Below are 23,824 nucleotides of genomic sequence, written 5' to 3' on the forward strand. Positions count from 1 at the left end.
CGGCTGAGCGGCGAAACTACCCGGACCGGCGATCGAAAGGCCAGGGAGCGCCGTTCACCAGTTCAGGATGACCTTGCCTGCCTGCCCCGAACGCATCACGTCGAAGCCCTGCTGGAAATCAGCGGCATCCAGCCGATGGGTGATCAATGGCGCCAGATCGAGGCCGCCCCGGATCAGCCCGAACATCTTCTGCCATGTGCCGAACATCTCGCGCCCATAGACGCCACGGATGGTCAGCGCCTTCAGGATGATGTCGGACCAGCTGACGTCCATCGTGCCGCCGGGAATTCCCAGCATCGCAAGCCCGCCGCCCATCCGCAGCGCGTCCACCGCCTGGCGGATCGCGGGCTGTGCGCCCGACATTTCGAGTGCCACGGCAAAGCCGTCCTCGACGCCTTCGGCCGCCATCACGTCGCGCAGATCTTCCTGCTGCGTATTCACCGATCGCACATCGGCGAGCCGCGCCGCGAGATCGAGCCGATAGGGGTTGATATCGGTGATGACGACCGAGCGCGCGCCCGCGCGCCGCGCGACCGCAGCCGCCATGATGCCGATCGGCCCGGCGCCGGTGACCAGCACATTCTCCCCCATCAGGTCGAACTGCTGCGCGGTGTGCACGGCATTTCCAAAAGGGTCGAGCAGCGCGCCGACATCGTCCGATACATCGTCGGGGAGCGGCACGACGTTGAAGGCCGGGATGCACAGATATTCGGCAAAGGCGCCCTGGCGGTTGACCCCGACACCGATGGTACCGGGATCGAGGTGAAAGCGGCCCGCTCGTGCGGCGTTGCTGTCGAAATCGATGATATGCCCCTCCCCCGACACACGCTGGCCGATATGCAGCGCACGGGAAACGCCTTCGCCGATCTCTACGATCTCGCCCGAAAATTCATGGCCCACGATCATCGGCACGGGGATGGTCTTCGCCGCCCACTCATCCCAATTATAGATGTGGAGGTCGGTCCCGCAGATGGCGGTGCGCCGGACGCGGATCAACACCTCACCAGCGCCCGGCGTCGGAACCGGAGCCTGCGTCTCCCATATGCCTTCGCGGGGCTCGAGTTTGGCGAGCCCCCGCATTGTCGTCGCGTGGCACGGGACTCCGGTCAGCGGGGCGGTTGCAAGGGCGTTCATGCGACAATCTCCAGCTTGCGGCCGACCGAAACGAAGATATCGGCGGCATGCTCGACCTGATCGGATGTCAGCGCGGCCGACATCTGGGTGCGGATGCGCGCCTTGCCGAGCGGCACGACGGGATAGGAGAAGCCGGCGACGAGCACGCCCGCCTCGATCAGTTCGGCCGCCGCGCGTTGCGCCTTCGCCGCGTCGTGGAGCATCACGGGAATGATCGGGTGTTCGCCCGGCAGCAAATCGAAGCCGGCATCGGTAAGGCGCGCGCGGAACAGCGTCGCGTTGGAGGCGAGCCGCCCCCGCAACGCATCACCCTCATCCGAATTCGCGATCTCGATCGCGGCGAGGCTCGCGCCACAGATAGCGGGCGGCAGTGCGTTGGAGAAGAGATAAGGCCGCGCCCGCTGGCGCAGCAGATCGATGACCGACCGGCGCCCCGCGACGAAGCCGCCCATCGCGCCGCCCAGCGCCTTGCCAAAGGTGCCGGTCAAGATATCGACCTTGTCCGCGACACCGCGATAGGCGCCCGAACCCCGTCCGCGCTCACCGAGGATGCCCGTCGCATGACAATCATCGACCAGCAGAAGCGCACCGAAGCGCTCGGCCAGCTCTGCGAGCGCGTCGAGCGACGCGATCGCGCCGTCCATCGAAAAGACGCCGTCGGTCGCGATCAGGATCGTGCGCGCGCCATCTGCCCGGGCAGTAGCCAGTACGCGCTCGAGGCCGACGATGTCGGAGGTGGCATAGCGATAGCGCCTGGCCTTCGTCAGCCGTATCCCGTCGATGATCGAGGCATGGTTGAGCGTATCCGATATGATCGCATCCTCCGCGCCCAGCAGCGGTTCGAACACGCCGCCATTGGCGTCGAAGGCCGCGGCGAACAGGATTGCATCCTCATAGCCAAGATAGGCGGCGATCGCGGATTCGAGCTGTTTGTGGATCGACTGCGTGCCGCAGATGAAGCGCACCGAGGCCAGACCCGCGCCCCATTCGCGCGTCGCCGCGATCGACGCCTCGACGACGCGCGGATCGGCAGCGAGCCCCAGATAATTGTTCGCGCACAGGTTGAACATCGACGGCGCCCCACCCTCGATACGCACGACGGCTCCCTGAGGCGTCGTCAGCACCCGTTCGGGCTTCATCAACCCGCCTTCGCGGATTGCGGAAAGTTCCGCTTCGATACGGTCGTAAAAATCACTTGCCACCACGGCCTCCCCATTTCGGAAGCCGCGCATATACAGGATAGTGGACCAAAAGTCCACTATAATGGAAATTATTTAACTCGCGACGACAAGCAACGCCCGCGCGCGGCGCTTTCCGCGGTTGGTTATGGTGTGCGGCACGTCGGCAAGATAACGCGCCGTCGCACCCTGCGGGATCGAGACCTTCTGTGTGCCGGCCTCCACCTCCAGCGCACCTTCCAGCACGGTCAGATGCTCGCGCGTCCCCTTCGCATGCGGCTGCGATATCAGGCTGCCGCCGGGCTCGAAGCGCAGGTCATACCATTCCAGCGTCTCGGCATGGTTGGCGGGGCTGAGGATCCGGAGCGTACACAAACCATCATCGGTACGAATCTCGGGCGTGAACGCTTCGCTCGCGACCTCGATCTGGTCCCGCGCTTCGCGCGCGGTCACACCGATCAGTTCCGCGACATCGACCTTGAGCGCCGTCGCCAGCGACCAGACCGTCGCGAGCGTCGGGTTTGCCTGCCCCCGCTCGATCTGCGACAACATCGACCGCGACACGCCCGACATGCGCGCAAGATCATCAAGCGTCAGCGACTGGCGCTTGCGAAACGCTTGAATGAAGGGCCCGATCTGGGGCGATCCATCAGAGCTCATCGGCGATGTCCCGGCTGGTGACGGGGTGCAGCATCATCATTTGCATGCCCCGCCGCTAGCGCATTTTACGCCGCATGTCGCCCGTCCACGTCGAACGTCAGACTTCCAGAGCCTCGCCCACCATCACCGTCACGATCCCCGCCGCAAAATTGGCGAGATCGGCGCCAGTCGCGGCATTTTCCGGACTCTTCATCGCCGCCTTAAAGCTGTCGGCGTCGGCGAAGCACATTTCGACGAGCAGAAAATTGCCTTCCTCGCCCATGAGCGTGCGGTTGATCCGGGTCAGGTCGGTACGGATGAGCCCGGGGACTTTTTCCACCAGCGGCAAATGGACGTTCCGATAATACGCCATGAAGGCCGCCTCGTCCTCCGGCGCCGTATAAAGTATAATCAGCTTCTTCATGGGATTGCCCCCTCCTTCGGGCGATTGTCCACGACGCGGACGGCTTTTCCCGCTGAGCGCGGGATGACCCCGGCCGCGACGATTTCGGTACGCGCGCTAACGCCCGTCACATCCTTGATCAGACGGCCGAGTAGTTCGCCTTGCGCCGCAACATCGACGCCGTTGCGCGCCTCGACCCGGACCAGAATCTCGTCCATGCGACCGGGGCGCGACAGTTCGATCTGGAAATGCGGGGCGAGCCCGGAGCATTTCAGCACCTGCTCCTCAATCTGAGTCGGGAAAATATTGACCCCGCGGATGATCAACATGTCGTCCGAACGGCCGGCAATCTTCGCCATACGGCGCATCGGCCCCATATCGCCGGGCAGCAGGCGGGTGAGATCGCGGGTGCGATAACGGATGATCGGCAGCGCCTGTTTGGTCAGCGAGGTGAAAACCAGTTCGCCCTCTTCTCCGTCGGGAAGCGCTTCACCTGTATCGGGGTCGATCACCTCGGGATAGAAATGATCCTCCCATATCGTCGGGCCCGATGCCGCCCCGACGAATTCCTGCGCGACGCCCGGCCCCATGACTTCGGACAGGCCATAAATGTCGCTCGCCTCGATGCCGAAAGCATTCTCAATCTCCGTGCGCATCGCCTCGGTCCACGGCTCGGCGCCGAAAATGCCGTAGCGCAGCGACGTGGCACGAGGGTCGAGGCCCTGTCGGCGAAACTCGTCGAGGATCGCGAGCATATAGCTGGGCGTCACCATGATGACATCGGGTTTGAAGTCGCGGATCAGCTGCACTTGTCTTTCGGTCTGTCCGCCCGACATGGGGATAACCGTGCAGCCCAGCGCCTCGGCGCCATAATGTGCGCCCAGCCCGCCAGTGAACAGGCCATAGCCATAGGCGATATGCACCTTCATTCCCGGCCGGCCACCGGCGGCGTGGATCGACCGCGCCATCAACGCGCTCCACATCCGGATGTCCACCGCCGTATAGCCAACGACAGTCGGCTGGCCCGTGGTACCCGACGACGCATGAATGCGCGCAATCTGATCTTGCGGAACCGCAAACATGCCGAAGGGATAATTTGCGCGCAGATCGGCCTTGGTCGTGAAGGGCAAGCGTCGGATGTCGTCCAGCGAAACAATATCACCCGGCCATACGCCCGCATTGTCGAAGGCCGCGCGATAATGCGGCGAATGGGCGTAGCAGTGAACGACCGCTTCCTTGAGCCGTTCCAGCTGCAACGCCCTGAGCGCATCAAGATCGGCTGGCCCATAATCGACGCCCGTCATCGCCTTCCCCTCCCGTTCTCAGGCCTGCTCGGCACGCCGGTATCAGACGGCGTTCATCGTGAGCAGGTCGTAGGTCGCGACCAGATCATCATCCTGATTGGTGATCGCGACGCCCCAGCGCACCTCGCCCATCTCGGGCGAGCGCCGCGTCTTCGTCTTGACGGTCAGCGCGACCTTGATTGCCTCACCCGGCCTGACCGGCTTCACGAAGCGGAGCCCCTCGAGCCCGTAATTGGCGAGTACCGGCCCCTCTTCCGGCGCTACGAACAGGCCAGCAGCAAAGGACAGCAACAGATATCCATGCGCGACACGCCCGCCGAAGACGGGACTGCGCGCCGCCGCTTCCTCGTCCATATGGGCATAGAAAGTGTCGCCGGTGAAATGGGCGAACGTCTCGATATCCTCCAGCGTGACGGTCCGCGCAACAGTGTGCAGCGTGTAACCGGTGCGCAGCGCATCGAAACGCAGGCGGAAGGGGTGAATCTCTCCTGTCGGCTGCGGCGCGCCCGGCAAATGGCTGCCGATCACCGCCGCCAGCATGCGCGGAGAGCCCTGCAACGCGGTGCGCTGCATATAATGTTTGACTCCGCGCAGCCCGCCCATTTCCTCGCCGCCGCCAGCACGACCAGGGCCGCCGTGGATCAGCATCGGTAGCGGCGAGCCATGGCCGGTCGATTCGCGCGCGCTGTCACGATCGACGAAGAGGATGCGCCCATGGAACGCCCCCGCGCCGGTGACCAGTTCGCGCGCGACCGCAGTGTCATATGTGAAGCAGGACAGGACGAGAGCGCCCTTGCCGCGATTGGCGAGCGCGACGGCTTCGGCAAGATCGCGATAGGGCATCAGCGTCGCGACGGGGCCAAAGGCTTCCACGTCATGTGCCGCGCTGGCCCATGCGTCGTCGGCGCGGAAAAGCATCGGCGCGACGAAGGCGCCCACACTGTCGGCGCTATCGAGCACGCCGAACACGAGCCGCGACGTAGCACCAAGCTGCCGCGCCTTCGCAAGCACATCGGCGCGCTGGCCCATGCTGGCGAGCGCGCCCATCGTCACACCCTCAACCGCCGGATCACCGACGACGACCTTGGCGAGTGCAGCGACAAGCGCCGCCTCCGCCGCGTCGAGATGCGCGGCAGGCACGATCGCGCGACGGATCGCGGTGCATTTCTGCCCCGCCTTGATCGTCATTTCCTTGACCACCTCGGCCACGAACAGGTCAAATTCAGGCGTACCCGGCGCGGCGTCGGGACCGAGGATCGAAGCATTGAGGCTATCGCGCTCGGCAACAAAGCGTACGCCTTCGCGGGCGAAAACCGGGTGCCCCTGGATCCGTGCAGACGTCTCGGCCGAACCGGTGAAGGAGACGAGGTCCTGCCCCCCAAGATGGTCGATGAGATCGCTGACCGACCCGACGACAAGTTGCACCGCGCCCGCGGGAAGCACGCCCGCCTCGATCAGGATGCGAAACGCGGCCTCGGCGACCTGCGCCGTGGCCGTCGCCGGCTTGACGATTGCCGGGACGCCCGCGAGCAGCGCGGGACCAAGCTTTTCTAGCATGCCCCAGACCGGGAAGTTGAACGCGTTGATATGCACCGCCGCGCCCTGCAACGACGTGTAAACATGCTGACCGGCGAAAGTGCCACGCTTGCCGATCGGTTCGAAATCGCCGTCGGTCAGGATCACATCGTCGGGCAATTCCTTGCGCCCGCGCGAGGCGAGCGCGAGCAGCGTCGCTGCCCCGCCCTCGATATCGATCCAGCCATCCTGTCGTGTCGCGCCGGTTTCGGCCGACAGCGCGTACAGCTCTTCCTTGCGTTCGATGATCGCGGCGCCGAGCGCCTTCAGCATCGTGGCGCGGCGCTGGAAACTCATCGCGCGCAGCGCCGGACCGCCAACGCCGCGTGCATGGCCCAGCATCGCCGCAAAATCGAGACCATCGCTGCCGCTTTGCGCGACCGTTTCACCGGTCAACGCTGATCGGATATCGACCAGCTCACCCTGCGTCGCGCGCCAGCTGTCCGCTGCATAACTGCTCAATATTCGTGTCATCTGTCGTTCCTTCAGTGGTCAGCGGCCGGTGAAGACCGGCGGACGTTTCGCCATGAAGGCAGCGACGCCTTCGTGATAATCTGCGCTGGCGCCGAGCTCGCGCATGGCATCGCGTTCGAGATCGAGCTCGTCGGCAAGGCTGCGCAATGCGCTTTGGCGGATCAGCCGCTTGGTTTCGGCGAGGCCGCGTGTCGGCCCGGCAGCAAAGCGCGCCGCGATCGCGGTGGCTTCGGCCATCAACGCGTCATCGTCGACCACCTTCCAGATCAGCCCCCAACGTTCGGCCTGTTCGGCGGAAAGCGGCTCGCCGGTGAGCGCGAGACCGAGCGAGCGCGCCTGTCCGATCAATCGCGGCAACACCCAGGTACCCCCTGAATCGGGGATGAGGCCGATGTGGGCAAAAGACTGAATGAAGCGCGCCGACCGCGCTGCGATCACCATGTCGCACGCGAGGGCGATATTGGCCCCCGCCCCCGCCGCGACACCATTGACCGCGCAGACGACCGGCTTCGGCATATCCGCGAGGCGGCGAATCAGCGGGGCATAATAAAGCTCGACCGAAGCCCCCAGATCAACCCCCTCGCCCCCCGGCGCCACGGCGCGATCCGACAGATCCTGTCCAGCGCAGAAACCGCGCCCCGCGCCGGTGAGCAAAAGGGCGCGGATGGCCGGGTCGGCCTCGACCCGCGACAGCGCGTCGGCCAACTCCTCATGCATCGCTGCGGTGAAGGCATTGAGCCGGTCGGGGCGCGACAAGGTGATTTGCGCGAAGCCGTCAGCGCAAACGAATCCGATCGAGTCATAATCCATCCAGATATCCTCCTTATTAATAGAATGACCGGTCAGATAATATTTTGCAACGCCTATTGAACATGACTATAATTTATTGACCGATCGGACGGCTAATGATAACCCGCCGATCGAGGAGCCGGACCATGTACACAACCGAACTACAGAAAAGCGCGACGCCGGACCTCGTCACCGGCGAGCCTCAGGAGTTGGTCGATGCCTTTGAGGCGCGGGTCGCAGCCGACGCCTTCATCGAGCCCAAAGACTGGATGCCCAAAGCCTATCGCCGCACGCTGATCCGCCAGATATCGCAACATGCGCACAGCGAGGTTGTCGGCATGTTGCCCGAGGGGAACTGGATCACCCGCGCGCCGTCGCTGCGTCGCAAGGTCGTGCTGCTCGCAAAGGTGCAGGACGAAGGCGGTCATGGCCTTTACCTCTATTGCGCGGCCGAAACCCTGGGCGCCAGCCGCGGCGAGATGATCGACGCGCTCCATTCGGGCCGCGCCAAATACAGCACCATCTTCAACTATCCGACGCTGACCTGGGCTGACATCGGCGCGCTCGGCTGGCTGGTCGATGGCGCCGCGATCATGAACCAGGTGCCGCTCCAGCGCACCAGCTATGGCCCCTATGCCCGTGCGATGGTGCGCGTCTGCAAGGAAGAAAGTTTTCACCAGCGCCAAGGCTATGAGATTATGATGACGCTGGCGCAGGGCACTGCGGACCAGCGCGCGATGGCGCAGGATGCGCTCGACCGCTGGTGGTGGCCCGCACTGATGATGTTCGGCCCGCCCGACGCGGATTCACCCAACAGTGAGCAGTCGATGCGCTGGCGGATCAAGCGCGACAGCAACGACACGCTGCGCCAAAAATTCGTCGATGTCACCGTACCGCAGGCCGACTTTCTGGACCTGAAGATTCCCGATCCCGCGCTCGCGTGGAACGAAGCGCGCGGCCAACATGATTTCGGCGCCGTCGACTGGGAGGAATTTTACGCGGTCGTCCGCGGCGAAGGCCCTGTCGCCAAGGAACGCATGGAGGCGCGCCGCCGCGCGTGGGACGACAATGCCTGGGTCCGCGATGCCGCAGACGCCCATGAGGCACGCCGCGCGGCGCAAAAGGCAGCCTGACCATGACCGCACATAATTGGCCGCTCTGGGAAATTTTCATCCGCGCGCGCGGCGGGCTGTCGCACCGCCATGTTGGCAGCGTCCAGGCGCCCGACGCCGCGATGGCGCTGCGCCATGCGCGCGACACCTATACGCGGCGGATGGAGGGGGTGAGCATCTGGGCCGCGCGTTCGGCCGACATCGCGGCGAGTGATCCAGGAGAGGAAGCGGCACTGTTCGCACCCGCGGAATCCAAAATCTATCGCCACCCGACCTTCTACGACATTCCAGAAACGGTGAAGAATATCTGATGCCTGCGCTCGAAAATCCGCGCTTCGAATATCTGCTGCGCCTTGGCGATGATGCGCTCATTCTGGGCCAGCGCCTGTCCGAATGGTGCGGCCACGCGCCGACGCTGGAGGTCGACCTCAGCCTCGCCAATATCGCACTCGATCTGATCGGGCAGGCCACCCTGTTCCTCGATCTTGCCGGGGGCGCCGACGCGCTGAGCCGCGACGCCGACCAGCTGGCCTTCCACCGCGACGCCCTCGCCTATCGAAACTGCCTGATGGTCGAGCAACCGAACGGCGATTTCGCGCGCACGATCGCGCGCCAATTCCTCTATTCCAATCATCACGAGCGGTTGCTCGACAGGCTGCAGCAATCCGTAGACGGCCGCATCGCCGAGATTGCGGCCAAGGCGGTCAAGGAAGTGCGCTATCATTTCGAACTCGCGAGCGAGTGGGTCGTCCGGCTGGGCGACGGCACCGAAGAAAGCCGCGCGCGGATGATCGACGGGCTCGACTGGCACTGGCGCTTCGTCGATGAACTGTTCCAGACCGACGATCTCGAAACCACCCTCGTCGAACGGGGCATCGCCGCCGATCGCACCGCGCTTCGTCCCGCCTTCGACGCGCGACTGAAAGCAGTGCTCGACGAAGCAGGCCTCCCGCTTCCGTCGCTGCCGCGCCCGGTCACTGGCGGGCGCGGCGGGCATCACAGCGAGCATCTGGGACACTTGCTCGCTGTGATGCAGCACCTGCCGCTTCGCTACCCCGATGCGCGTTGGTGACGATGACCGTCGACGTTAATCGCGTCCGCGCGGTGCTGGAAGGCGTACCCGATCCCGAGATTCCGGTCCTGTCGATCGTCGACCTCGGCATTGTGTGCGACATCGGGCCGGAAGGGGTAACGATCACCCCCACCTATTCGGGCTGCCCCGCGACGCTGGCGATCGAGCAGGCGGTTCGTGCCGCGCTCGACGGCGCCGGTTATGCCACGCTGGCGGTGCGCACGTCGCTTTCCCCGCCTTGGTCCACCGACTGGATCTCACCCGAAGGCCGCAACAAGCTGCGCGCCTATGGCATTGCCCCGCCACAGCAGGATGCCGCCGCCGCATGCCCCCGCTGCAAATCCATCGACACCGAAGAGGTGAGCCGTTTCGGATCGACGCCGTGCAAGGCGCAGTGGCAATGCCGCGCCTGCCTGGAACCCTTCGACCGTTTCAAGTGCCATTGATATGACCGACACATTTCATTCGCTGATGATCGACAGGGTGCATCGTGAAACCGATGATGCCGTGTCGCTGCGCTTCTTGGTACCGGCAGAACTGGAAACCGCCTTCCGCTTTCGCGCAGGCCAGCATGTCACGTTTCGCGCGGTCGTCGATGGCGAGGAGTTGCGGCGCAACTATTCACTTTGCGTCAGTCCGCACGACGGCGAATTGCGCGTTGCGGTCAAACGGATCGCCGGCGGACGTTTTTCGACCTGGGCCAATAAAACGCTGACGGCGGGGCAATTAATCGACGTACTGCCACCGCACGGCAGCTTCACCTGGCCATTCGAGACGAGTCGACGCCGCTCCTATCTGGGAATCGCCGGCGGGTCGGGCATCACGCCGGTCCTCGCGCTCATCAAGACCGCGCTGATCGAGGAGGCGGGCAGCCACTTCACGCTTCTCTATGGCAACCGGCTGAGCACGGGGATCATATTTCTCGAGGAACTGGCCGCGCTCAAGAACCGCTATATGGACCGGCTCGCAGTGCATCATTTCCTGCAGGATGAGGACGATGCCGAGGCACCGCTGTTCAACGGCCAGCTCGATCAGGCGAAACTGACCGAATTGTTCAGCGGACTGGTCGACCCCGGCCGGATCGACGCCGCCTTCATCTGCGGCCCGGCTCCCATGATGGATGCCGCCGAAGCCGCGCTGCGCGAAGCCGGCGTGGCGGCGGAGGCGATCATGCTCGAGCGCTTCACCGCCGGTCGCCCCACCGGCGCCAAGGCAGCAAAGATCGAGCGCGAACGCGAAGCCGCGTCGGGCCGGCGGCTGGTCATCGCGATGGACGGCCGCACCCGCCGCCTCGCTTTCGACAGCCGGCACGGCAGTATCCTCGACAATGCCCGCGCTGCTGGCCTTGCGCCCCCCTATGCCTGCAAGGCGGGCGTCTGCGCAACCTGCCGGGCGCGGTTGGTCAAGGGAGAGGTCAGCATGGCCGCCAATTACGGCCTGTCCGCCGAGGAAATCGGTAATGGCTATATATTGACTTGCCAGGCCGTTCCGCTGACGGAGGAGGTTGTCCTCGACTACGACGCATAAGGGAAAAATATTGGCTCGACCGCAAGCCCCGGACTATGCCGACCGCCGTCGGGCGATGCTCGATAGCGCCGCCGCGCTCTATGCCCGCCACGGTTATCTGGGGGCATCCATTTCCGACCTCGCGGCCGCCAGCGGTGTATCCAAGTCGCTGCTTTATCATTATTTCGGGTCGAAAGAGGATATCCTCTTCGAAATCATGATCGACCATGTCGAGGCGCTGCAACAGATGGCCAATGAGATGCTGGCCGCCCCGTCCGACAATCCGGCCGGCCGGCTGGCGCAACTGACGCGCGGCTTTCTGCGCGCCTATGTCGGCGCATCTGACCGGCACAAGGTGCTGGTCAATGACCTGGACTATCTTCCAGCCGACCGCCGCCGTCAGGTCGTGCGCGTCGAACGCGAACTGATGGACATCGTCGGCGAGGTGCTGGCGGCCATCGGTCCGCATTATGGCGAAACCCGCGCCGAGCGCCGCGCATCGACGATGCTCTATTTCGGCATGATCAACTGGACCCACACCTGGTATGACGTCGAGGGCCCGCTGTCGGTGGATGCGCTGGCGGACCGGGCCATCGCGATCTTCCTGGGCCAGCACGCCCCCGCCAATCAGGGCCACGCGCCAACCTGACAAACCCTTGCATTTTCTCGCCCGCGCCACGCGAGCATGAAGCCCTTTTGCCGGCTTTGTGCGCTCGGCTGAGAAGACTTTCGGCAAAGGACGACCGCGCCATAAGGCGCGAGGATAAGCGCGCGACTTAAGCCTGCCACATATGCGCTTGGCGCGGCTGCGACCCTTTAAATCAAGCCGTCGCCATCGATCGCGTCCGACAAATCCACCGTCCTCAAGGGCTGGCGCAATGTTGCGCCCCATTCAGCCCACAATATCGCGATCAACGCAGCCACTATTACTGTTTTAACAGCCGCTATGTGGCGGATTTAGTAGGCCCAGATCCCGATCACAGACAAATCGCAAGCGGAAATATGGTCATCGCCCATTTTATCACTTTGCGTTTCAAAAATCGCTCGTTATGAATGAATGTTCATGAATCAAGGGGTTGGCGATGAAGACGGTCGTTGGGGCGCGTGGCTCGTTTTTGGCTTTTCTGCTGTGCATGCTCTTTTCCGTGGGATGGGCATCGCCAGCGCTCGCGGCGCCCCCTGTCGTCACCAATGTTACAGCCAATAATGGCCCCATCGCCGGCGGCGGAACGGTAACCCTCACCGGCACCGGTTTCACCGATGCGACCGAGGTATCCTTCGGCAGCGCAACCGCGGGCTTTATCGTAGTCGACGATACCAATATCGTCGTCTTCAGCTTGCCGGCGCACAGCGCAGGTGTCGTCAATGTCATCGTCACGACCCCAGAAGGGGCCAGCGCCGCCACTGCGGCCAATCAATTCACCTATATCGGCCCGATCGTCCCACCCTCCATCACCAGCGTCAGCCCTAACGGCGGCCCTATGGGGGGAGGCACAGCAGTTATCCTAACCGGTACCGATTTTACTGACGCCACCACTGTCTTCTTTGGCGCAACCATCGCCAGCTTTGTCTTGAACAGCGACACCCAGATCACAGCCACCAGCCCGGGGGGAGCGGCCGGCGCGGTCAATGTGACGGTCCAAAACGCAGGCGGGACCAGCGCGACCTCCGCCAGCACGCAATTCACCTATGCTCCGCCGCCGACCGTTACGAATGTGACCGCCAATCGCGGCAGCACGCTGGGCGGCGGAACACTGACCTTGACCGGCACCAATTTCACCGGCGTGACCAATGTGTCTTTTGGCGGTGCATCCGCGAGCTTTCTGTTCGTCAGCGCGACCAATATCGCCGTGACATCGTTGCCCGCGCACAGCGCCGGTGTTGTCAATGTGATCGTAACGACCGCCCTCGGCGGCCCCAGCGCCGCTGCAACGGCCAATCAGTTCACCTATATTGCCCCGCCAACGGTCGATGCCGTCAGCCCCGGTAGCGGGAGTCCAGCGGGCGGAACCACGGTCGTTATGACGGGCACCAATTTCACGAACGCCACCAGTGTCCGCTTTGGTGCAGCCACGTCCTCCTTCGTGGTGAACAACGCGACCCAGATCACCGCGACCAGTCCGGCTGGCAGCGTTGGCGCTGTTAACATCACGGTCCGAACCGTGGGCGGAACCAGCGCCACCGGCGTCGCCAATCAATTTACCTATGTCGCACCGCCAACCGTCACCGATGTGACGGCCAATCGCGGCAGCACGCTGGGCGGCGGAACCGTGACCCTGACCGGCACCAATTTCACAGGCGCGATCGATGTTTCCTTTGGCGGCGCATCCGCGAGCTTTGTCGTTGTCGACGATACCAATCTCGTCGTGACATCTTTGCCGACGCACAGCGCGGGCGTCGTCAATGTCATCGTCACGACCCCCGGGGGCGCCAGCGCCGCCGCAGCCGCCAATCAATTCACCTATATTGCGCCGCCGATGGTCGATGCCGTCAGCCCCAATAGCGGGAGCATAGCGGGCGGGGCCACGGTCATTCTGACGGGCAATAATTTCACGGACGCCACCGATGTCCGCTTTGGCGCGGCAGCGGCCTCCTTCGTCGTGAACGGCGCGACCCAGATCACCGCGACCAGCCCGGCGGGCAGTGTTGGCATCGTTAACATTACGGTCCGAACCGTGGGCGGAACCAGCGCCACCGACGGCGCCAATCAATTCACCTATGCTGCGGCGCCCACCGCCGCGGCGCGAAGCGTGACTACCGCCTATCAGACGGCCGCGCCGATTGACCTGTCCGCGTCGATCACAGGCGTCAGCAACAGCGTTACGGTCGCCTCGTCCCCGACACATGGCACGACCGACGTATCGGGCAATGTCGTGACCTATACGCCCGCGACGGGCTATGCCGGACCGGACAGCTTCACTTATACCGCCACCGGTCCGGGTGGAGCCTCCGCACCGGCCGCCGTCACAATCACCGTCAACGCGCCGACGATCCTATTGCCGCCGGTGAACCTGCCCGCAGCGATGATGGACGCCCCCTATAGCCAGACATTGTCCGCTTCGGGCGGCGCGGCGCCCTATGGTTTCGCGGTCACCGCCGGCGCCCTGCCCACAGGGCTCGCCCTGTCTCCGGCTGGCGTGATCGAGGGAACGCCCACCGTCCATGGCAGCTTCCACTTCGCTGCGACCGTCACCGACAGCTCGAGCGGCACCGGCCCCTTTGAGGCCACACAAAGCTACACGCTGACGGTTTCGCCACCGCTGGCGCCCGGCGCCAACGCGATCAGTGCAAATGTCGGCTATGGCTCATCAGCCAATGCGATCGCGCTCGACCTGTCCGGCGGCACCGCGACAAGTGTCGCAGTGGTCACCCAGCCCGCCCACGGCACCGCCACCGCATCGGGACTGACGATCAGCTATACCCCGACCCCGGGTTATGCCGGACCGGACAGCTTCACCTACAACGCGAGCAACGATGGCGGAGCCTCAGCGCCCGCGACGGTGACGATCACCGTGGCCAGCCCCGTCCTTGCGATCACCCCCGCAAGCCTCGTCGCAGGTCAACAGGATGCCGCCTATTCGGCGACGCTCGTCGCTTCGGGCGGCACCGCACCCTATGGCTTCGCGGTCACCGCCGGCACCCTTCCTTCCGGGCTCACGCTGGCAACCAACGGCACGCTTTCCGGTACCCCGACCGTGAACGGCAGCTTCGCCTTCACCGCCACTGTTACCGACGCTTCGACCGGAACCGGACCGTTTAGCGCCGCAATCGCCTATACGCTTCAGATCACGGCCCCCGCCGCGCCGGTGGCACGCGATGCACCGGGAACCTCGGTACCCGGAACAACCATCTCGGGCACCTCCTCGGTCGGCATCAACCTCGCGGCGCTGGTCGACGGCAATTATACCGACATCCGCATCGATACGCAGCCGACGCACGGCACGGTCACGATCGCCAGCAACTTCATCGCCACCTATCGCCCCGCCGCGGGCTATCAGGGAGCGGACGCCTTCACCTTCGTTGCCGTGGGCCCTGGCGGCACATCGTCCCCCGCCCGCGTGGCAATCACCGTCGTCGGCGCTGTCCCTGTCGCACCCAGCCTGAGTGCAACGTTGCTCAACGGGCGCGAACTGACGCTGGATATTACCTCCGGCGCGGCAGAAGGACCGTTTACTGGCGCCGCGATCGTCTCGATCACACCGGTCGACGCGCTGACCGCCGAACTGGTCGCAGGCGGAACCCCCGACAATCGCAGCTATGGCCTCAAGCTTCGCGCGATCGGCCGGTTCAGCGGATCTGCGATGGTTCATTATACGCTGAGCAATATCTTCGGCACTTCGCAGCCCGCAACGGTAACAGTGATGGTCAAGGCACGCCCCGATCCCTCGGCCGATCCGGTAGTGCGCGGGCTGAGCGCGGCACAAGCCGATGCCACGCGCCGCTTTGCGAGCACCCAGCTCGACAATTTTGCGCGTCGCAACGAGCAGCTTCACGGCGGCGGCGCGGGAAGTCGCGGCAAGCAGGTCGGCATCCGGGTGTCGGGCGGCGACGCGGCGATGTACGCCACCAATGGCAGCGTGGATGAAGGCGGCCCCGGCGGCCGTAACGATCCTGGCAGGACGGTCGATATGCGGGCGCTGCGCGGGGTGCAGACCACCGATGCGTCGCCGGGCGCCTCCCCTGTGCTCGCGCAATTGGCGACGGCCGGGGACGATGCCCCCGGCGGCGAGCGCGTTCGCGGCTCGGTCGAAATGTGGACGGGCGGTGCGCTTCAAATCGGGACGCGCGACGCGACCACGCGGCGCTCCAAGCTGCGCGTATCGAGCTCGGGACTGAGCGCCGGGCTCGACCTCAAGGTCAGCAACGCTCTGACGCTGGGCATCGGCGGCGGCTATGGCTTTGACCGGACCAAGGTTGGCGAAAACAACGAAGGTCGGCTCGACGCCGAAAATTGGGTCGGCGCTGTCTATGGCAGCCTCGCACCCACCGACGGGATGTTCGTCGATGGCGTGTTCGGGATCGGCGGGCTGGATTTCGACACCCGCCGCATCGCCCCCGAGGGCGCCACCGCGCTGGGACGCCGCAACGGATCGATGCTCTTCGGCTCGCTTGCCACGGGCTTTGACAAGAGCAGCGATCGCGGGCGCCTGTCGCTCTATGCCCGGGGCGAATATATGTCGGCCAAACTCAAAGCCTATGGCGAGACTGGGGCCGGCATCTTCAACCTGGCCTTTGCCGAGCGGAAGCCCGAATCCTTTGCGACCATATTGGGTACGAGGGGTGTGATCGTGGTTCCGTCCAGCATCGGACTGTTCACGCCGCGCGGCCGGATCGAGTGGCGACACGAGCTCAACCGCAGCGGCGCACAGGCGCTCGACTATGCCGACATCACCGGCGTCGACGGGCTCGGATATGGCTATCTGATCCGCGACGACAACTGGCTGCGCAACGAATATCAGATCGAAATCGGTACCGGACTGGAAATCGACGGCGGCTGGGCCTTCGGTGTCGACGTCGGCGGTCGCTTCGGCGCCGGTTCGGTTCTGGGCACCGCCAAGGTCAGCGCATCGACGAAATTCTGATCGCAGACATATCGTCCCGCTCAAGGCGCCCCCTGGATCCGTCGTTGATCAGGGGGCGTCACCCTTTTGTCGGTGCGGGCCGGTGTGATTGATTGGCGCGCCAACGAATGCCCGCTACAGGCGAGCGATGCTTCGCCTGACCGAACTCACGCTGCCGCTGCACCATGCGCCGGAGGATCTGCCCGCCGCGATCTGCAAGCGGCTGCGCATTTCCCCGCGCGAACTGGTGCGCCATGTCGTCGCGCGCCGCGCGCACGATGCGCGCGACAAGACCAACATCAAGCTGATCTATTCGATCGACGTCAATGTGAAGGACGAGGGCGCAGTGCTCGCGCGCTTTCGCAAGGACCGCAACGTCCAGCAGACCCCGAACACTTCCTATAAATTCATCACGCAGGCGCCGAAGGGGATCAAACGGCCGGTCGTCGTCGGAGCGGGGCCGTGCGGGCTGTTCGTCGGGCTGATCCTCGCGCAGATGGGTTTCCGCCCGATCATCCTCGACCGCGGCAAGGTCGTCCGCGAGCGCACCAAGGACACATGGGATTTGTGGCGCCGCGGCGTGCTCCACCCCGAATCGAACGTCCAGTTCGGCGAGGGCGGCGCGGGAACTTTCTCGGACGGCAAGCTCTACAGCCGGATCAAGGACCCGCGGCACCTCGACCGCAAGGTGCTCACCGAGTTCGTCAAGGCGGGCGCGCCGCCCGAAATCCTGACCGAAGCGCATCCGCATATCGGTACCTTCCGGCTGGTGACGATGGTCGAAAGCCTGCGCGAGACGATCGAGGGGCTGGGCGGCGAATATCGCTGGCAGCACAAGGTCGACGGGCTCGATATCGAAACCGACGGCGCGGGCGAGCGCCGCGTCCAGGGGCTGCACCTGAGCAATGGTGAATATCTGGAGGCCGACCGCGTCATCCTCGCGGTCGGGCACAGCGCGCGCGACACTTTCGCGATGCTGCATGCGGCGGGGGTCCATGTCGAAGCAAAGCCCTTCTCGATCGGTGTGCGGATCGAGCATCCGCAGTCGTGGATCGACACCTCGCGCTTCGGCGCCGACGCAGGCAATCCCATATTGGGCGCCGCCGAATATCATATCTCGCACCACTGCAAGAACGGCCGCACGGTCTATAGTTTCTGCATGTGCCCGGGCGGCACCGTGGTCGCCGCGACCTCCGAAGAGGGCCGCGTCGCCACCAACGGCATGAGCCAATATTCGCGCAACGAGCGCAACGCCAATTCGGGCTTCGTCGTCGCGATCGATCCGGCGCGCGATTACCCCGGCGATCCGCTCGCCGGCCTCGAGTTCCAGCGGCATTGGGAATCGCTGGCCTATGTCGCGGGCGGCTCAAATTATCGCGCGCCCGCCCAGCGCGTCGGCGATTTTCTCGCCGGCCGGCCGTCGACCTCGCTGGGCAGCGTCGTCCCATCCTATCGCCCCGGCGTGACTCCGACCGACCTCGCGTCATGCCTGCCCGATTTCGCAGTCGAGGCGATGCGCGAGGCGATCCCGGTCTTCGGGCGCCAAATCAAGGGCTATGACCATCCCGACGTGGTAATGACCGGGGTCGAGACGCGCACGTCATCGCCCGTGCGCTTTACGCGCGGCGACGATTTGCAGAGTCTGAACACCCGCGGGCTTTTCCCGGCCGGCGAAGGCGCGGGCTATGCCGGGGGTATATTGTCGGCGGCGGTCGACGGCATCAAGGTCGCCGAGGCGGTTGCGCAAAGTCTGAAGCCATGACGCTGATCCTGTTCAACAAGCCCTATGACGTGCTCTGCCAGTTCACCGATCGCGGCACCGCTGGATCGACGCGGCGGACCTTGTCCGATTTTATCGACGTGCCCGGCGTCTATCCGGCGGGACGGCTCGACCTCGACAGCGAGGGGCTGATGCTGCTGACCGACGATGGCCGGCTGCAGGCACGGATCTCCGACCCCAAATATAAAATGCCCAAAACCTATCTCGCGCAGGTCGAGGGCGAAGCCAGCGAGGCCGCATTGGCGATGCTGCGCAAGGGCGTCCAATTGAAGGACGGACCGACGCGCCCCGCAGAGGCCGAGATGATCGCCGACCCGCAGCTATGGCCGCGCGACCCGCCGATCCGCGTCCGCAAGAGCGTACCCGATTGCTGGATCAGGCTGACGATCACCGAAGGCCGCAACCGTCAGGTGCGCCGCATGACCGCCGCCGTCGGCCTTCCGACATTGCGACTGATCCGCTGGAGTATCGGTCGCTGGACGCTCGACGGCGTGCCACCCGGACAATGGATGCCCGGCTCGGCGTGAACCGCGCCTCTTTCACTCAGCCAAGGCGACGCCCTCGACAGTGACCCGGTGCATATGACGGCGGTGTCCGTGATAGTCGTTGATCGCATAATGCCAGGTCGAACGATTGTCCCACATCGCGAGTGACGCATCATTCCACTGGAACCTGTAGTGATATTGCGGCTGCAGAATATGGGCGTAGAGTTCAGCCAGCAAGTCAGCGCCCTCTTTTTCCGAGAGACCAACGATCTCCAGCGTGAAGGCGGGGTTGACATACAGGCCTTTGCGACCGGTTTCGGGATGCGCGAGGACGATCGGATGAATCGCTTCCTGCACCGCGCCCTCGCCATTGCCGAAACGCGACCCGACCTCGGCAGCATAGGGTGAACTGGTCCCGAAAACATGCGCATTGCCGTGGCGTGCGCGCAGACCGGCAAGTCGCCGCTTCATCGCGTCGGGCAATCCGTCATAGGCGGCCTGCATCCCGGCGAACATCGTGTCGCCTCCGGTCGGCGGAGTTTCCAGAGCATAGAGGATCGATCCCATCGCGGGCACCTGATCATAGCTGTGGTCGGTGTGCCAGCCGCCGCCGATATTCGCGGTCTGATCGGCTTCCTTCAACACTTGCGCGATTTGCGGATAGCCAGCAACCGGCGCGAAGAAACGATTGATATTGATCGGTCCCCAGCGGCCGGCGAAGGCGATATGATCTTCCGGCGTCAACGACTGGTCGCGAAAAAACAGCGCGCCATGATCGAAAAAGGCACGCCGGAGCGTCTGAAATTCCGCATCGCCCATGGTCTTGACGTCGACATCATCGACCAATGCGCCGACGACGTCGTTTGCCGGTGTAATTTTCATGTCCACTCCCTCTCACTCTTGTCGTCGGTGATGACACGCCCCGGGCATTCGGTCTCAGCCCGCCGCTATCGCCGGATAGTCGATGTAGCCGCGAGCCTCCCCGGTGTAGATATGATCGCGGTCGACCCGCGCGAGTTCGGCGCCGCTGCGGATGCGCTCGACCAGATCGGGGTTGCTGATGAAATAGCGACCGAAGGACACCGCCTGTGCCTGCCCACTGCGTAGCAATTCGGCGGCTGTGGCGGGTTTCAGGCCGTTGTTGGCAATCAGATTGCCCGACCAATTCTCGCACACCCAGCCGATCGTGTCGGCAACGTCGACCAGATGGACATAGGCGAGCCCCAGCTCGTCGGCTGCGCGGAGCAGCGAGATGAAAGTCGCCTGCGGATCTTCGTCGGCCATGTCGTTATACGGGTTATGGGGTGAGATGCGAAAGCCGACGCGGTCGGCGCCGATGGCATCGGCCATCGCGGCAAGGATTTCGATCGCGAAGCGGATGCGGTTGTCGGCCGATCCGCCGTAGATGTCGCCCCGTTGGTTGCTGTTCGGGTTGAGGAACTGGTTTGGCAGATAGCCGCTCGCGCAATGGAGTTCGACGCCGTCCAGACCCGCCGCGCGGGCGTTACGGGCGGCGGCGGCATATTCCTCTACCACCTGCCGCACTTCGTCGGTGGTCAGCGCATGAGGCATTTCGGTCGCGACGGGGACGCCGTCGGGGCCCGGAACCGGATCGGCGCAGGCAATAGCGGAGGGCGCAATCGTGCGGCTGTCGTCCTGTTTGTTCGCGCCCACGCAGACACGGCCGCAGTGCATCAGCTGCATGACGATCCGGCCGCCCTCAGCATGGACCGCATCGGCGACGCGACGCCAGCCCGCGACCTGATCGGCCGACCAGATGCCGGGGGTGCGCCAATAGCCCTTGCCATCGGCGCTCGGCTGAACGCCCTCGGTGATGATCAGCCCCGCCGAGGCGCGCTGGCGATAATATTCGACCATCAGATCGCCCGGCACATCGCCCGCCCCCGCACGGTCACGGGTCATCGGCGCCATGACGATCGCGTTGGGCAAGGCAAGCGCGCCCAAGGTTCGCGGTTCAAAAAGCGGCTCGATCATGCGACAATCCATCTTTTCAGCTATATGTTTTCGATGAATGCGTTATACATTGGACAAAATATTACGCAAATGGAGAGTGAATTGCCCATGACCTATGATTTTTCCGGAAAAGTCGCGCTGATCACCGGCGCCAGCGGCGGCATCGGGCGCGCCACCGCCCTCGCCTTTGCGCACTCGGGCGCGTCGGTCGTGGTCAGCGACGTCAATGTCGCGGGCGGCGAGGAAACGGTCGGGTTGATCGAGACGGCGGGCGGCAAGGCGATCTTCCAGGCCTGTGACGTCGCCGACGCCGACGCGGTCAAAGCGCTCGTCAAGCGCGCGGTCGACACTTACGGCCGGCTCGATTTCGGCCACAACAACGCCGGCGTCACCCATATGACCGTCGACGAGTGGGACGAGGCAGTGTGGAACCGCTCGGTGTCGATCAACCTCGACGGCGTGATGCACTGCATGCGCGAAGAGGCGGCGGCGATGCTGGCGAATGGCGGCGGTGCGATGGTCAACACCGCGTCGATCAACGGCTTTACCGGCAACGCCGTTCAGCCGGGCTATGTCGCGACCAAGCATGGCGTGATCGGGCTGACGCGGCACGGTGCGCTGAAATGGGCGCGCAGCAATATTCGCGTCAACGCAGTGTGCCCAGGGGTGATCGAAACCCCGATGACCGACAGCGTCGCCAGCAACCCCGAGATGCGCAAGGTCATGGAAGCGATGACCCCAATGGGCCGCATGGGCCAGCCCGAGGAAGTAGCCAACGCAGTGCTGTGGCTGTGCAGCGATCAGGCGAGCTTTGTCACCGGCCATCCGCTCGTCATCGACGGCGGCGCGACAGTGAGCTGATTGGGGGGCTATACCAATCGGAGCCCCAAGTCCGTTCGTGGCGAGCGGCTTTTGTGTGATGCGCAGTCCTACCCGCGCAGCGCGGTCTTCAGTATCTTTCCCGAAGCATTGGTCGGCAGTTCGTCGAGCAGGACCACGCTGCGCGGGACCTTGTAATTGGCCATGTTTGCGCGCGCCCAGCCGAGGATTTCGGCTTCTGTCGTAACATGCTGCGGACGCAGCACGACAAACGCCCGCCCGACCTCACCCATCCGCTCGTCGGGCACCCCGATCACCGCAACCCTGGCGATATCGGGATGGTCGGCCATCAACTTCTCAACCTCGGCCGGATAGCAGTTGAAGCCGCCCGAGATATACATGTCCTTCTTGCGGTCGGTGATCTGGACATAGCCCGCGACGTCCATCGTCCCGATATCGCCGGTATGCAGCCAGCCGTCGGCGTCGATCGCCTCCGCCGTCGCGGCGGGATCATCGAGATAGCCGAGCATCACGGCATAGCCGCGAACGCAAATCTCGCCGGTCTCGCCGCGCGCGACCTCTTGCCCCCGCTCGTCGGCGACGATCACCTCGACCCCCGGGATCGCCTTGCCGCAGCTGCGCGCAACCAGTTCGGGCGGATCGCCCGCCTGACAGGCAGTGATCGTCGTGCATTCGGTCATGCCATAGGCGGTGAGGACGCGGTCGAAGCCGAGTTCGTCCTTCATCCGCCGGATCAGCGACGGCGGCACCGTCGCCGCGCCCGTCATCGCGCTTTTGAGCGACGAACTATCGAATTTCCGGCCTTCAAGTTCGGCGAGCAGCGACTGATAGATGGTCGGCGCGCCGGGGATGAAGGCGATGCGGTCGCGCTCGATATGCTCGATCGCCTTGGCGACATCGAACACCGCCATCGGCACGATCATCGCCCCCGCGAGCAACGCCGCAACCCACCCCGCCTTATAACCAAAGCTGTGAAAGAAGGGATTGATGATCAGATAGGGATCGCCGGGTTCGAGCCCGACGAGCTCGATCCAACCCGCGAACATCGGAATGATCCGCCCGTGCGTTGTCACGACCCCCTTGGGCTGGCCCGTCGTGCCGCTGGTGAACATGATGTCGCTGACCGTAGCGGGCGACAGCGTAGCAAGCGCTGCGTCGATCCGCGGGTCATCGGCGCGGCCGGTCGCGACAAAGGCGTCCCACTCTCGGTCGAAACAGATGGTCTCGGCCAAATCGGGGAGATCGACATGCGCAAGCATCGCGGGATAGTCGGTGCCCAGAAAATCGCCGACGGTGAACAGCAGGCGGCTGTGCGTCCGGCGCAAGATATCCGACGCCTCGGCCGCTTTCAGCCGCGTGTTGAGCGGGACGATTGCGGCGCCGGTCGCCTGAACCGCGATCGCGGCGACGATCCACTCGCGTCCGTTCGGCGCCCAGATCGCGATACGATCGCCGGGGCCGATGCCGCGCGTCAAAAGTGCCGAGGCCGCAATGCGAACCTCCTGCCACAGCCGGGCGTAGCTCCAGCGTTCGCCGCGATCCAGTATCGCCGGGGCATCGCCGAAATGCGCGGCACCCCATTGCGCGAGGTGGGGGATGGTCGGCGGCAAGGCGGACATGTCAGGCGGGCTTGATATTTTCGGGACCAAAGAAGGCCCGCATCTCCACGACCTTCCCGTCATCCTCGAAGCGGAAAATATCGATCACCTCGATGCGCGTCGCCTGCCCCTCGATGTCGAGCGTAACGACGAAGGGAAAAGCGGCATAATCGCCCGCGCAGCGGATCGGACCTTCGAGCACCAATTGCGCGCCCATTGCAATGCCGACCGCCATGAAATCGCGGATCGCGGGCTTGCCCACCAGCGGCGACGATCCGACCGGATCCTCGGCCGTTGCATGTTCGGCGAACACCCCGACGACGCCGTCGAGGTCGCCGCGACCATAAGAGGAAATATAGGTTTCGACGGCCTTGATCTTGTCGGCGGCGGTGACGGACAT

At 64.4% G+C, this 23,824-nt stretch carries 21 protein-coding genes; 10 read left to right on the forward strand and 11 right to left on the reverse strand.

The window, feature by feature from the left end; all coding sequences use genetic code 11:
- Positions 1-54 precede the first annotated feature (54 nt).
- The 7 genes from tdh to paaG form a co-directional block, all read right to left on the reverse strand.
- A complete protein-coding gene (tdh, locus tag AC1RRJ_RS21310; RefSeq protein ID WP_493126484.1) occupies positions 55-1,134 on the reverse strand; it encodes an L-threonine 3-dehydrogenase in 1,080 nt (359 codons plus the stop codon).
- A complete protein-coding gene (kbl, locus tag AC1RRJ_RS21315; RefSeq protein WP_493126486.1) occupies positions 1,131-2,336 on the reverse strand; it encodes a glycine C-acetyltransferase in 1,206 nt (401 codons plus the stop codon). Before kbl ends, tdh begins: the two co-directional genes overlap by 4 nt.
- Positions 2,337-2,408: 72 nt before the next feature.
- On the reverse strand, positions 2,409-2,972 hold the full coding sequence (locus tag AC1RRJ_RS21320; protein WP_493126488.1) for a helix-turn-helix domain-containing protein: 564 nt from the start codon (positions 2,970-2,972) through the stop codon (positions 2,409-2,411).
- A gap of 97 nt (positions 2,973-3,069) precedes the next feature.
- Positions 3,070-3,375 carry an EthD family reductase gene (locus AC1RRJ_RS21325; protein ID WP_493126490.1) on the reverse strand — a complete coding sequence of 102 codons (306 nt, stop codon included), beginning with the start codon at positions 3,373-3,375 and terminating at the stop codon, positions 3,070-3,072.
- The gene (gene paaK / locus AC1RRJ_RS21330) at positions 3,372-4,658 is read right to left on the reverse strand and encodes a phenylacetate--CoA ligase PaaK (RefSeq protein ID WP_493126492.1); all 1,287 of its coding nucleotides are present in this window, start codon (positions 4,656-4,658) and stop codon (positions 3,372-3,374) included. The genes AC1RRJ_RS21325 and paaK overlap by 4 nt, the downstream gene beginning before the upstream one ends.
- 42 nt (positions 4,659-4,700) lie before the next feature.
- Entirely contained in the window at positions 4,701-6,707 is a 2,007-nt protein-coding gene (paaZ, locus tag AC1RRJ_RS21335; RefSeq protein ID WP_493126494.1) for a phenylacetic acid degradation bifunctional protein PaaZ, read from the reverse strand.
- A gap of 18 nt (positions 6,708-6,725) precedes the next feature.
- Positions 6,726-7,517 (reverse strand): 2-(1,2-epoxy-1,2-dihydrophenyl)acetyl-CoA isomerase PaaG, encoded by a 792-nt coding sequence (gene paaG / locus AC1RRJ_RS21340; RefSeq protein WP_493126496.1) that lies wholly within the window; start codon positions 7,515-7,517, stop codon positions 6,726-6,728.
- 125 nt (positions 7,518-7,642) lie between these two features.
- On the opposite strand from paaG, the gene paaA reads away from it, so the two are divergent.
- From paaA to AC1RRJ_RS21385, 9 genes are all read left to right on the forward strand, one after another.
- Positions 7,643-8,629: a 1,2-phenylacetyl-CoA epoxidase subunit PaaA gene (paaA, locus tag AC1RRJ_RS21345; RefSeq protein ID WP_493126498.1), complete on the forward strand. Its 987-nt coding sequence runs from the start codon at positions 7,643-7,645 to the stop codon at positions 8,627-8,629.
- Between the two features lie 2 nt (positions 8,630-8,631).
- Positions 8,632-8,919, forward strand: coding sequence for a 1,2-phenylacetyl-CoA epoxidase subunit PaaB (paaB, locus tag AC1RRJ_RS21350; RefSeq protein ID WP_493126500.1), 288 nt, complete (start codon positions 8,632-8,634; stop codon positions 8,917-8,919).
- Positions 8,919-9,680: a 1,2-phenylacetyl-CoA epoxidase subunit PaaC gene (gene paaC / locus AC1RRJ_RS21355; protein WP_493126502.1), complete on the forward strand. Its 762-nt coding sequence runs from the start codon at positions 8,919-8,921 to the stop codon at positions 9,678-9,680. The genes paaB and paaC overlap by 1 nt, the downstream gene beginning before the upstream one ends.
- Before the next feature lie 2 nt (positions 9,681-9,682).
- Entirely contained in the window at positions 9,683-10,126 is a 444-nt protein-coding gene (gene paaD / locus AC1RRJ_RS21360; protein WP_493126504.1) for a 1,2-phenylacetyl-CoA epoxidase subunit PaaD, read from the forward strand.
- A 1-nt stretch (position 10,127) separates the two neighbouring features.
- Entirely contained in the window at positions 10,128-11,207 is a 1,080-nt protein-coding gene (locus AC1RRJ_RS21365; protein ID WP_493126506.1) for a 2Fe-2S iron-sulfur cluster-binding protein, read from the forward strand.
- Positions 11,208-11,217: 10 nt separating this feature from the next.
- Positions 11,218-11,835, forward strand: a complete 618-nt coding sequence (locus AC1RRJ_RS21370) for a TetR/AcrR family transcriptional regulator (protein ID WP_493126508.1) — start codon at positions 11,218-11,220, stop codon at positions 11,833-11,835.
- Between the two features lie 433 nt (positions 11,836-12,268).
- Positions 12,269-16,768, forward strand: coding sequence for an IPT/TIG domain-containing protein (locus AC1RRJ_RS21375; protein ID WP_493126510.1), 4,500 nt, complete (start codon positions 12,269-12,271; stop codon positions 16,766-16,768).
- Positions 16,769-16,895: 127 nt separating this feature from the next.
- Positions 16,896-18,509 carry an NAD(P)/FAD-dependent oxidoreductase gene (locus tag AC1RRJ_RS21380; RefSeq protein ID WP_493126512.1) on the forward strand — a complete coding sequence of 538 codons (1,614 nt, stop codon included), beginning with the start codon at positions 16,896-16,898 and terminating at the stop codon, positions 18,507-18,509.
- A complete protein-coding gene (locus tag AC1RRJ_RS21385; protein ID WP_493126514.1) occupies positions 18,506-19,054 on the forward strand; it encodes a pseudouridine synthase in 549 nt (182 codons plus the stop codon). Before AC1RRJ_RS21380 ends, AC1RRJ_RS21385 begins: the two co-directional genes overlap by 4 nt.
- 12 nt (positions 19,055-19,066) lie before the next feature.
- Here the strand turns inward: AC1RRJ_RS21385 and AC1RRJ_RS21390 are convergent, their stop codons facing one another.
- A complete protein-coding gene (locus AC1RRJ_RS21390) occupies positions 19,067-19,894 on the reverse strand; it encodes a TauD/TfdA dioxygenase family protein (protein WP_493126516.1) in 828 nt (275 codons plus the stop codon).
- A gap of 54 nt (positions 19,895-19,948) precedes the next feature.
- A complete protein-coding gene (locus AC1RRJ_RS21395) occupies positions 19,949-21,007 on the reverse strand; it encodes an alkene reductase (protein ID WP_493126518.1) in 1,059 nt (352 codons plus the stop codon).
- Positions 21,008-21,094: 87 nt separating this feature from the next.
- On the opposite strand from AC1RRJ_RS21395, the gene AC1RRJ_RS21400 reads away from it, so the two are divergent.
- Positions 21,095-21,847, forward strand: a complete 753-nt coding sequence (locus AC1RRJ_RS21400) for a glucose 1-dehydrogenase (RefSeq protein WP_493126520.1) — start codon at positions 21,095-21,097, stop codon at positions 21,845-21,847.
- Positions 21,848-21,915: 68 nt separating this feature from the next.
- On the opposite strand, the gene AC1RRJ_RS21405 is transcribed toward AC1RRJ_RS21400, so the two are convergent.
- Entirely contained in the window at positions 21,916-23,445 is a 1,530-nt protein-coding gene (locus AC1RRJ_RS21405; protein WP_493126522.1) for a FadD3 family acyl-CoA ligase, read from the reverse strand.
- Between the two features lies 1 nt (position 23,446).
- Positions 23,447-23,824, reverse strand: a complete 378-nt coding sequence (locus tag AC1RRJ_RS21410; RefSeq protein WP_493126524.1) for a nuclear transport factor 2 family protein — start codon at positions 23,822-23,824, stop codon at positions 23,447-23,449.

Source organism: Sphingopyxis sp. GW821-FHT12C06 (assembly GCF_058807415.1).

Coding starts and splice junctions, on each gene's coding strand:
- tdh (WP_493126484.1), bottom strand. CDS start 1,134: ATGAACGCCCTTGCAACCGCCCCGCTGACCGGAGTCCCGTGCCACGCG.
- AC1RRJ_RS21320 (WP_493126488.1), bottom strand. CDS start 2,972: ATGAGCTCTGATGGATCGCCCCAGATCGGGCCCTTCATTCAAGCGTTT.
- AC1RRJ_RS21325 (WP_493126490.1), bottom strand. CDS start 3,375: ATGAAGAAGCTGATTATACTTTATACGGCGCCGGAGGACGAGGCGGCC.
- paaK (WP_493126492.1), bottom strand. CDS start 4,658: ATGACGGGCGTCGATTATGGGCCAGCCGATCTTGATGCGCTCAGGGCG.
- paaZ (WP_493126494.1), bottom strand. CDS start 6,707: ATGACACGAATATTGAGCAGTTATGCAGCGGACAGCTGGCGCGCGACG.
- paaG (WP_493126496.1), bottom strand. CDS start 7,517: ATGGATTATGACTCGATCGGATTCGTTTGCGCTGACGGCTTCGCGCAA.
- paaA (WP_493126498.1), top strand. CDS start 7,643: ATGTACACAACCGAACTACAGAAAAGCGCGACGCCGGACCTCGTCACC.
- paaB (WP_493126500.1), top strand. CDS start 8,632: ATGACCGCACATAATTGGCCGCTCTGGGAAATTTTCATCCGCGCGCGC.
- paaC (WP_493126502.1), top strand. CDS start 8,919: ATGCCTGCGCTCGAAAATCCGCGCTTCGAATATCTGCTGCGCCTTGGC.
- paaD (WP_493126504.1), top strand. CDS start 9,683: ATGACCGTCGACGTTAATCGCGTCCGCGCGGTGCTGGAAGGCGTACCC.
- AC1RRJ_RS21365 (WP_493126506.1), top strand. CDS start 10,128: ATGACCGACACATTTCATTCGCTGATGATCGACAGGGTGCATCGTGAA.
- AC1RRJ_RS21375 (WP_493126510.1), top strand. CDS start 12,269: ATGAAGACGGTCGTTGGGGCGCGTGGCTCGTTTTTGGCTTTTCTGCTG.
- AC1RRJ_RS21380 (WP_493126512.1), top strand. CDS start 16,896: ATGCTTCGCCTGACCGAACTCACGCTGCCGCTGCACCATGCGCCGGAG.
- AC1RRJ_RS21385 (WP_493126514.1), top strand. CDS start 18,506: ATGACGCTGATCCTGTTCAACAAGCCCTATGACGTGCTCTGCCAGTTC.
- AC1RRJ_RS21390 (WP_493126516.1), bottom strand. CDS start 19,894: ATGAAAATTACACCGGCAAACGACGTCGTCGGCGCATTGGTCGATGAT.
- AC1RRJ_RS21395 (WP_493126518.1), bottom strand. CDS start 21,007: ATGATCGAGCCGCTTTTTGAACCGCGAACCTTGGGCGCGCTTGCCTTG.
- AC1RRJ_RS21400 (WP_493126520.1), top strand. CDS start 21,095: ATGACCTATGATTTTTCCGGAAAAGTCGCGCTGATCACCGGCGCCAGC.
- AC1RRJ_RS21405 (WP_493126522.1), bottom strand. CDS start 23,445: ATGTCCGCCTTGCCGCCGACCATCCCCCACCTCGCGCAATGGGGTGCC.
- AC1RRJ_RS21410 (WP_493126524.1), bottom strand. CDS start 23,824: ATGTCCGTCACCGCCGCCGACAAGATCAAGGCCGTCGAAACCTATATT.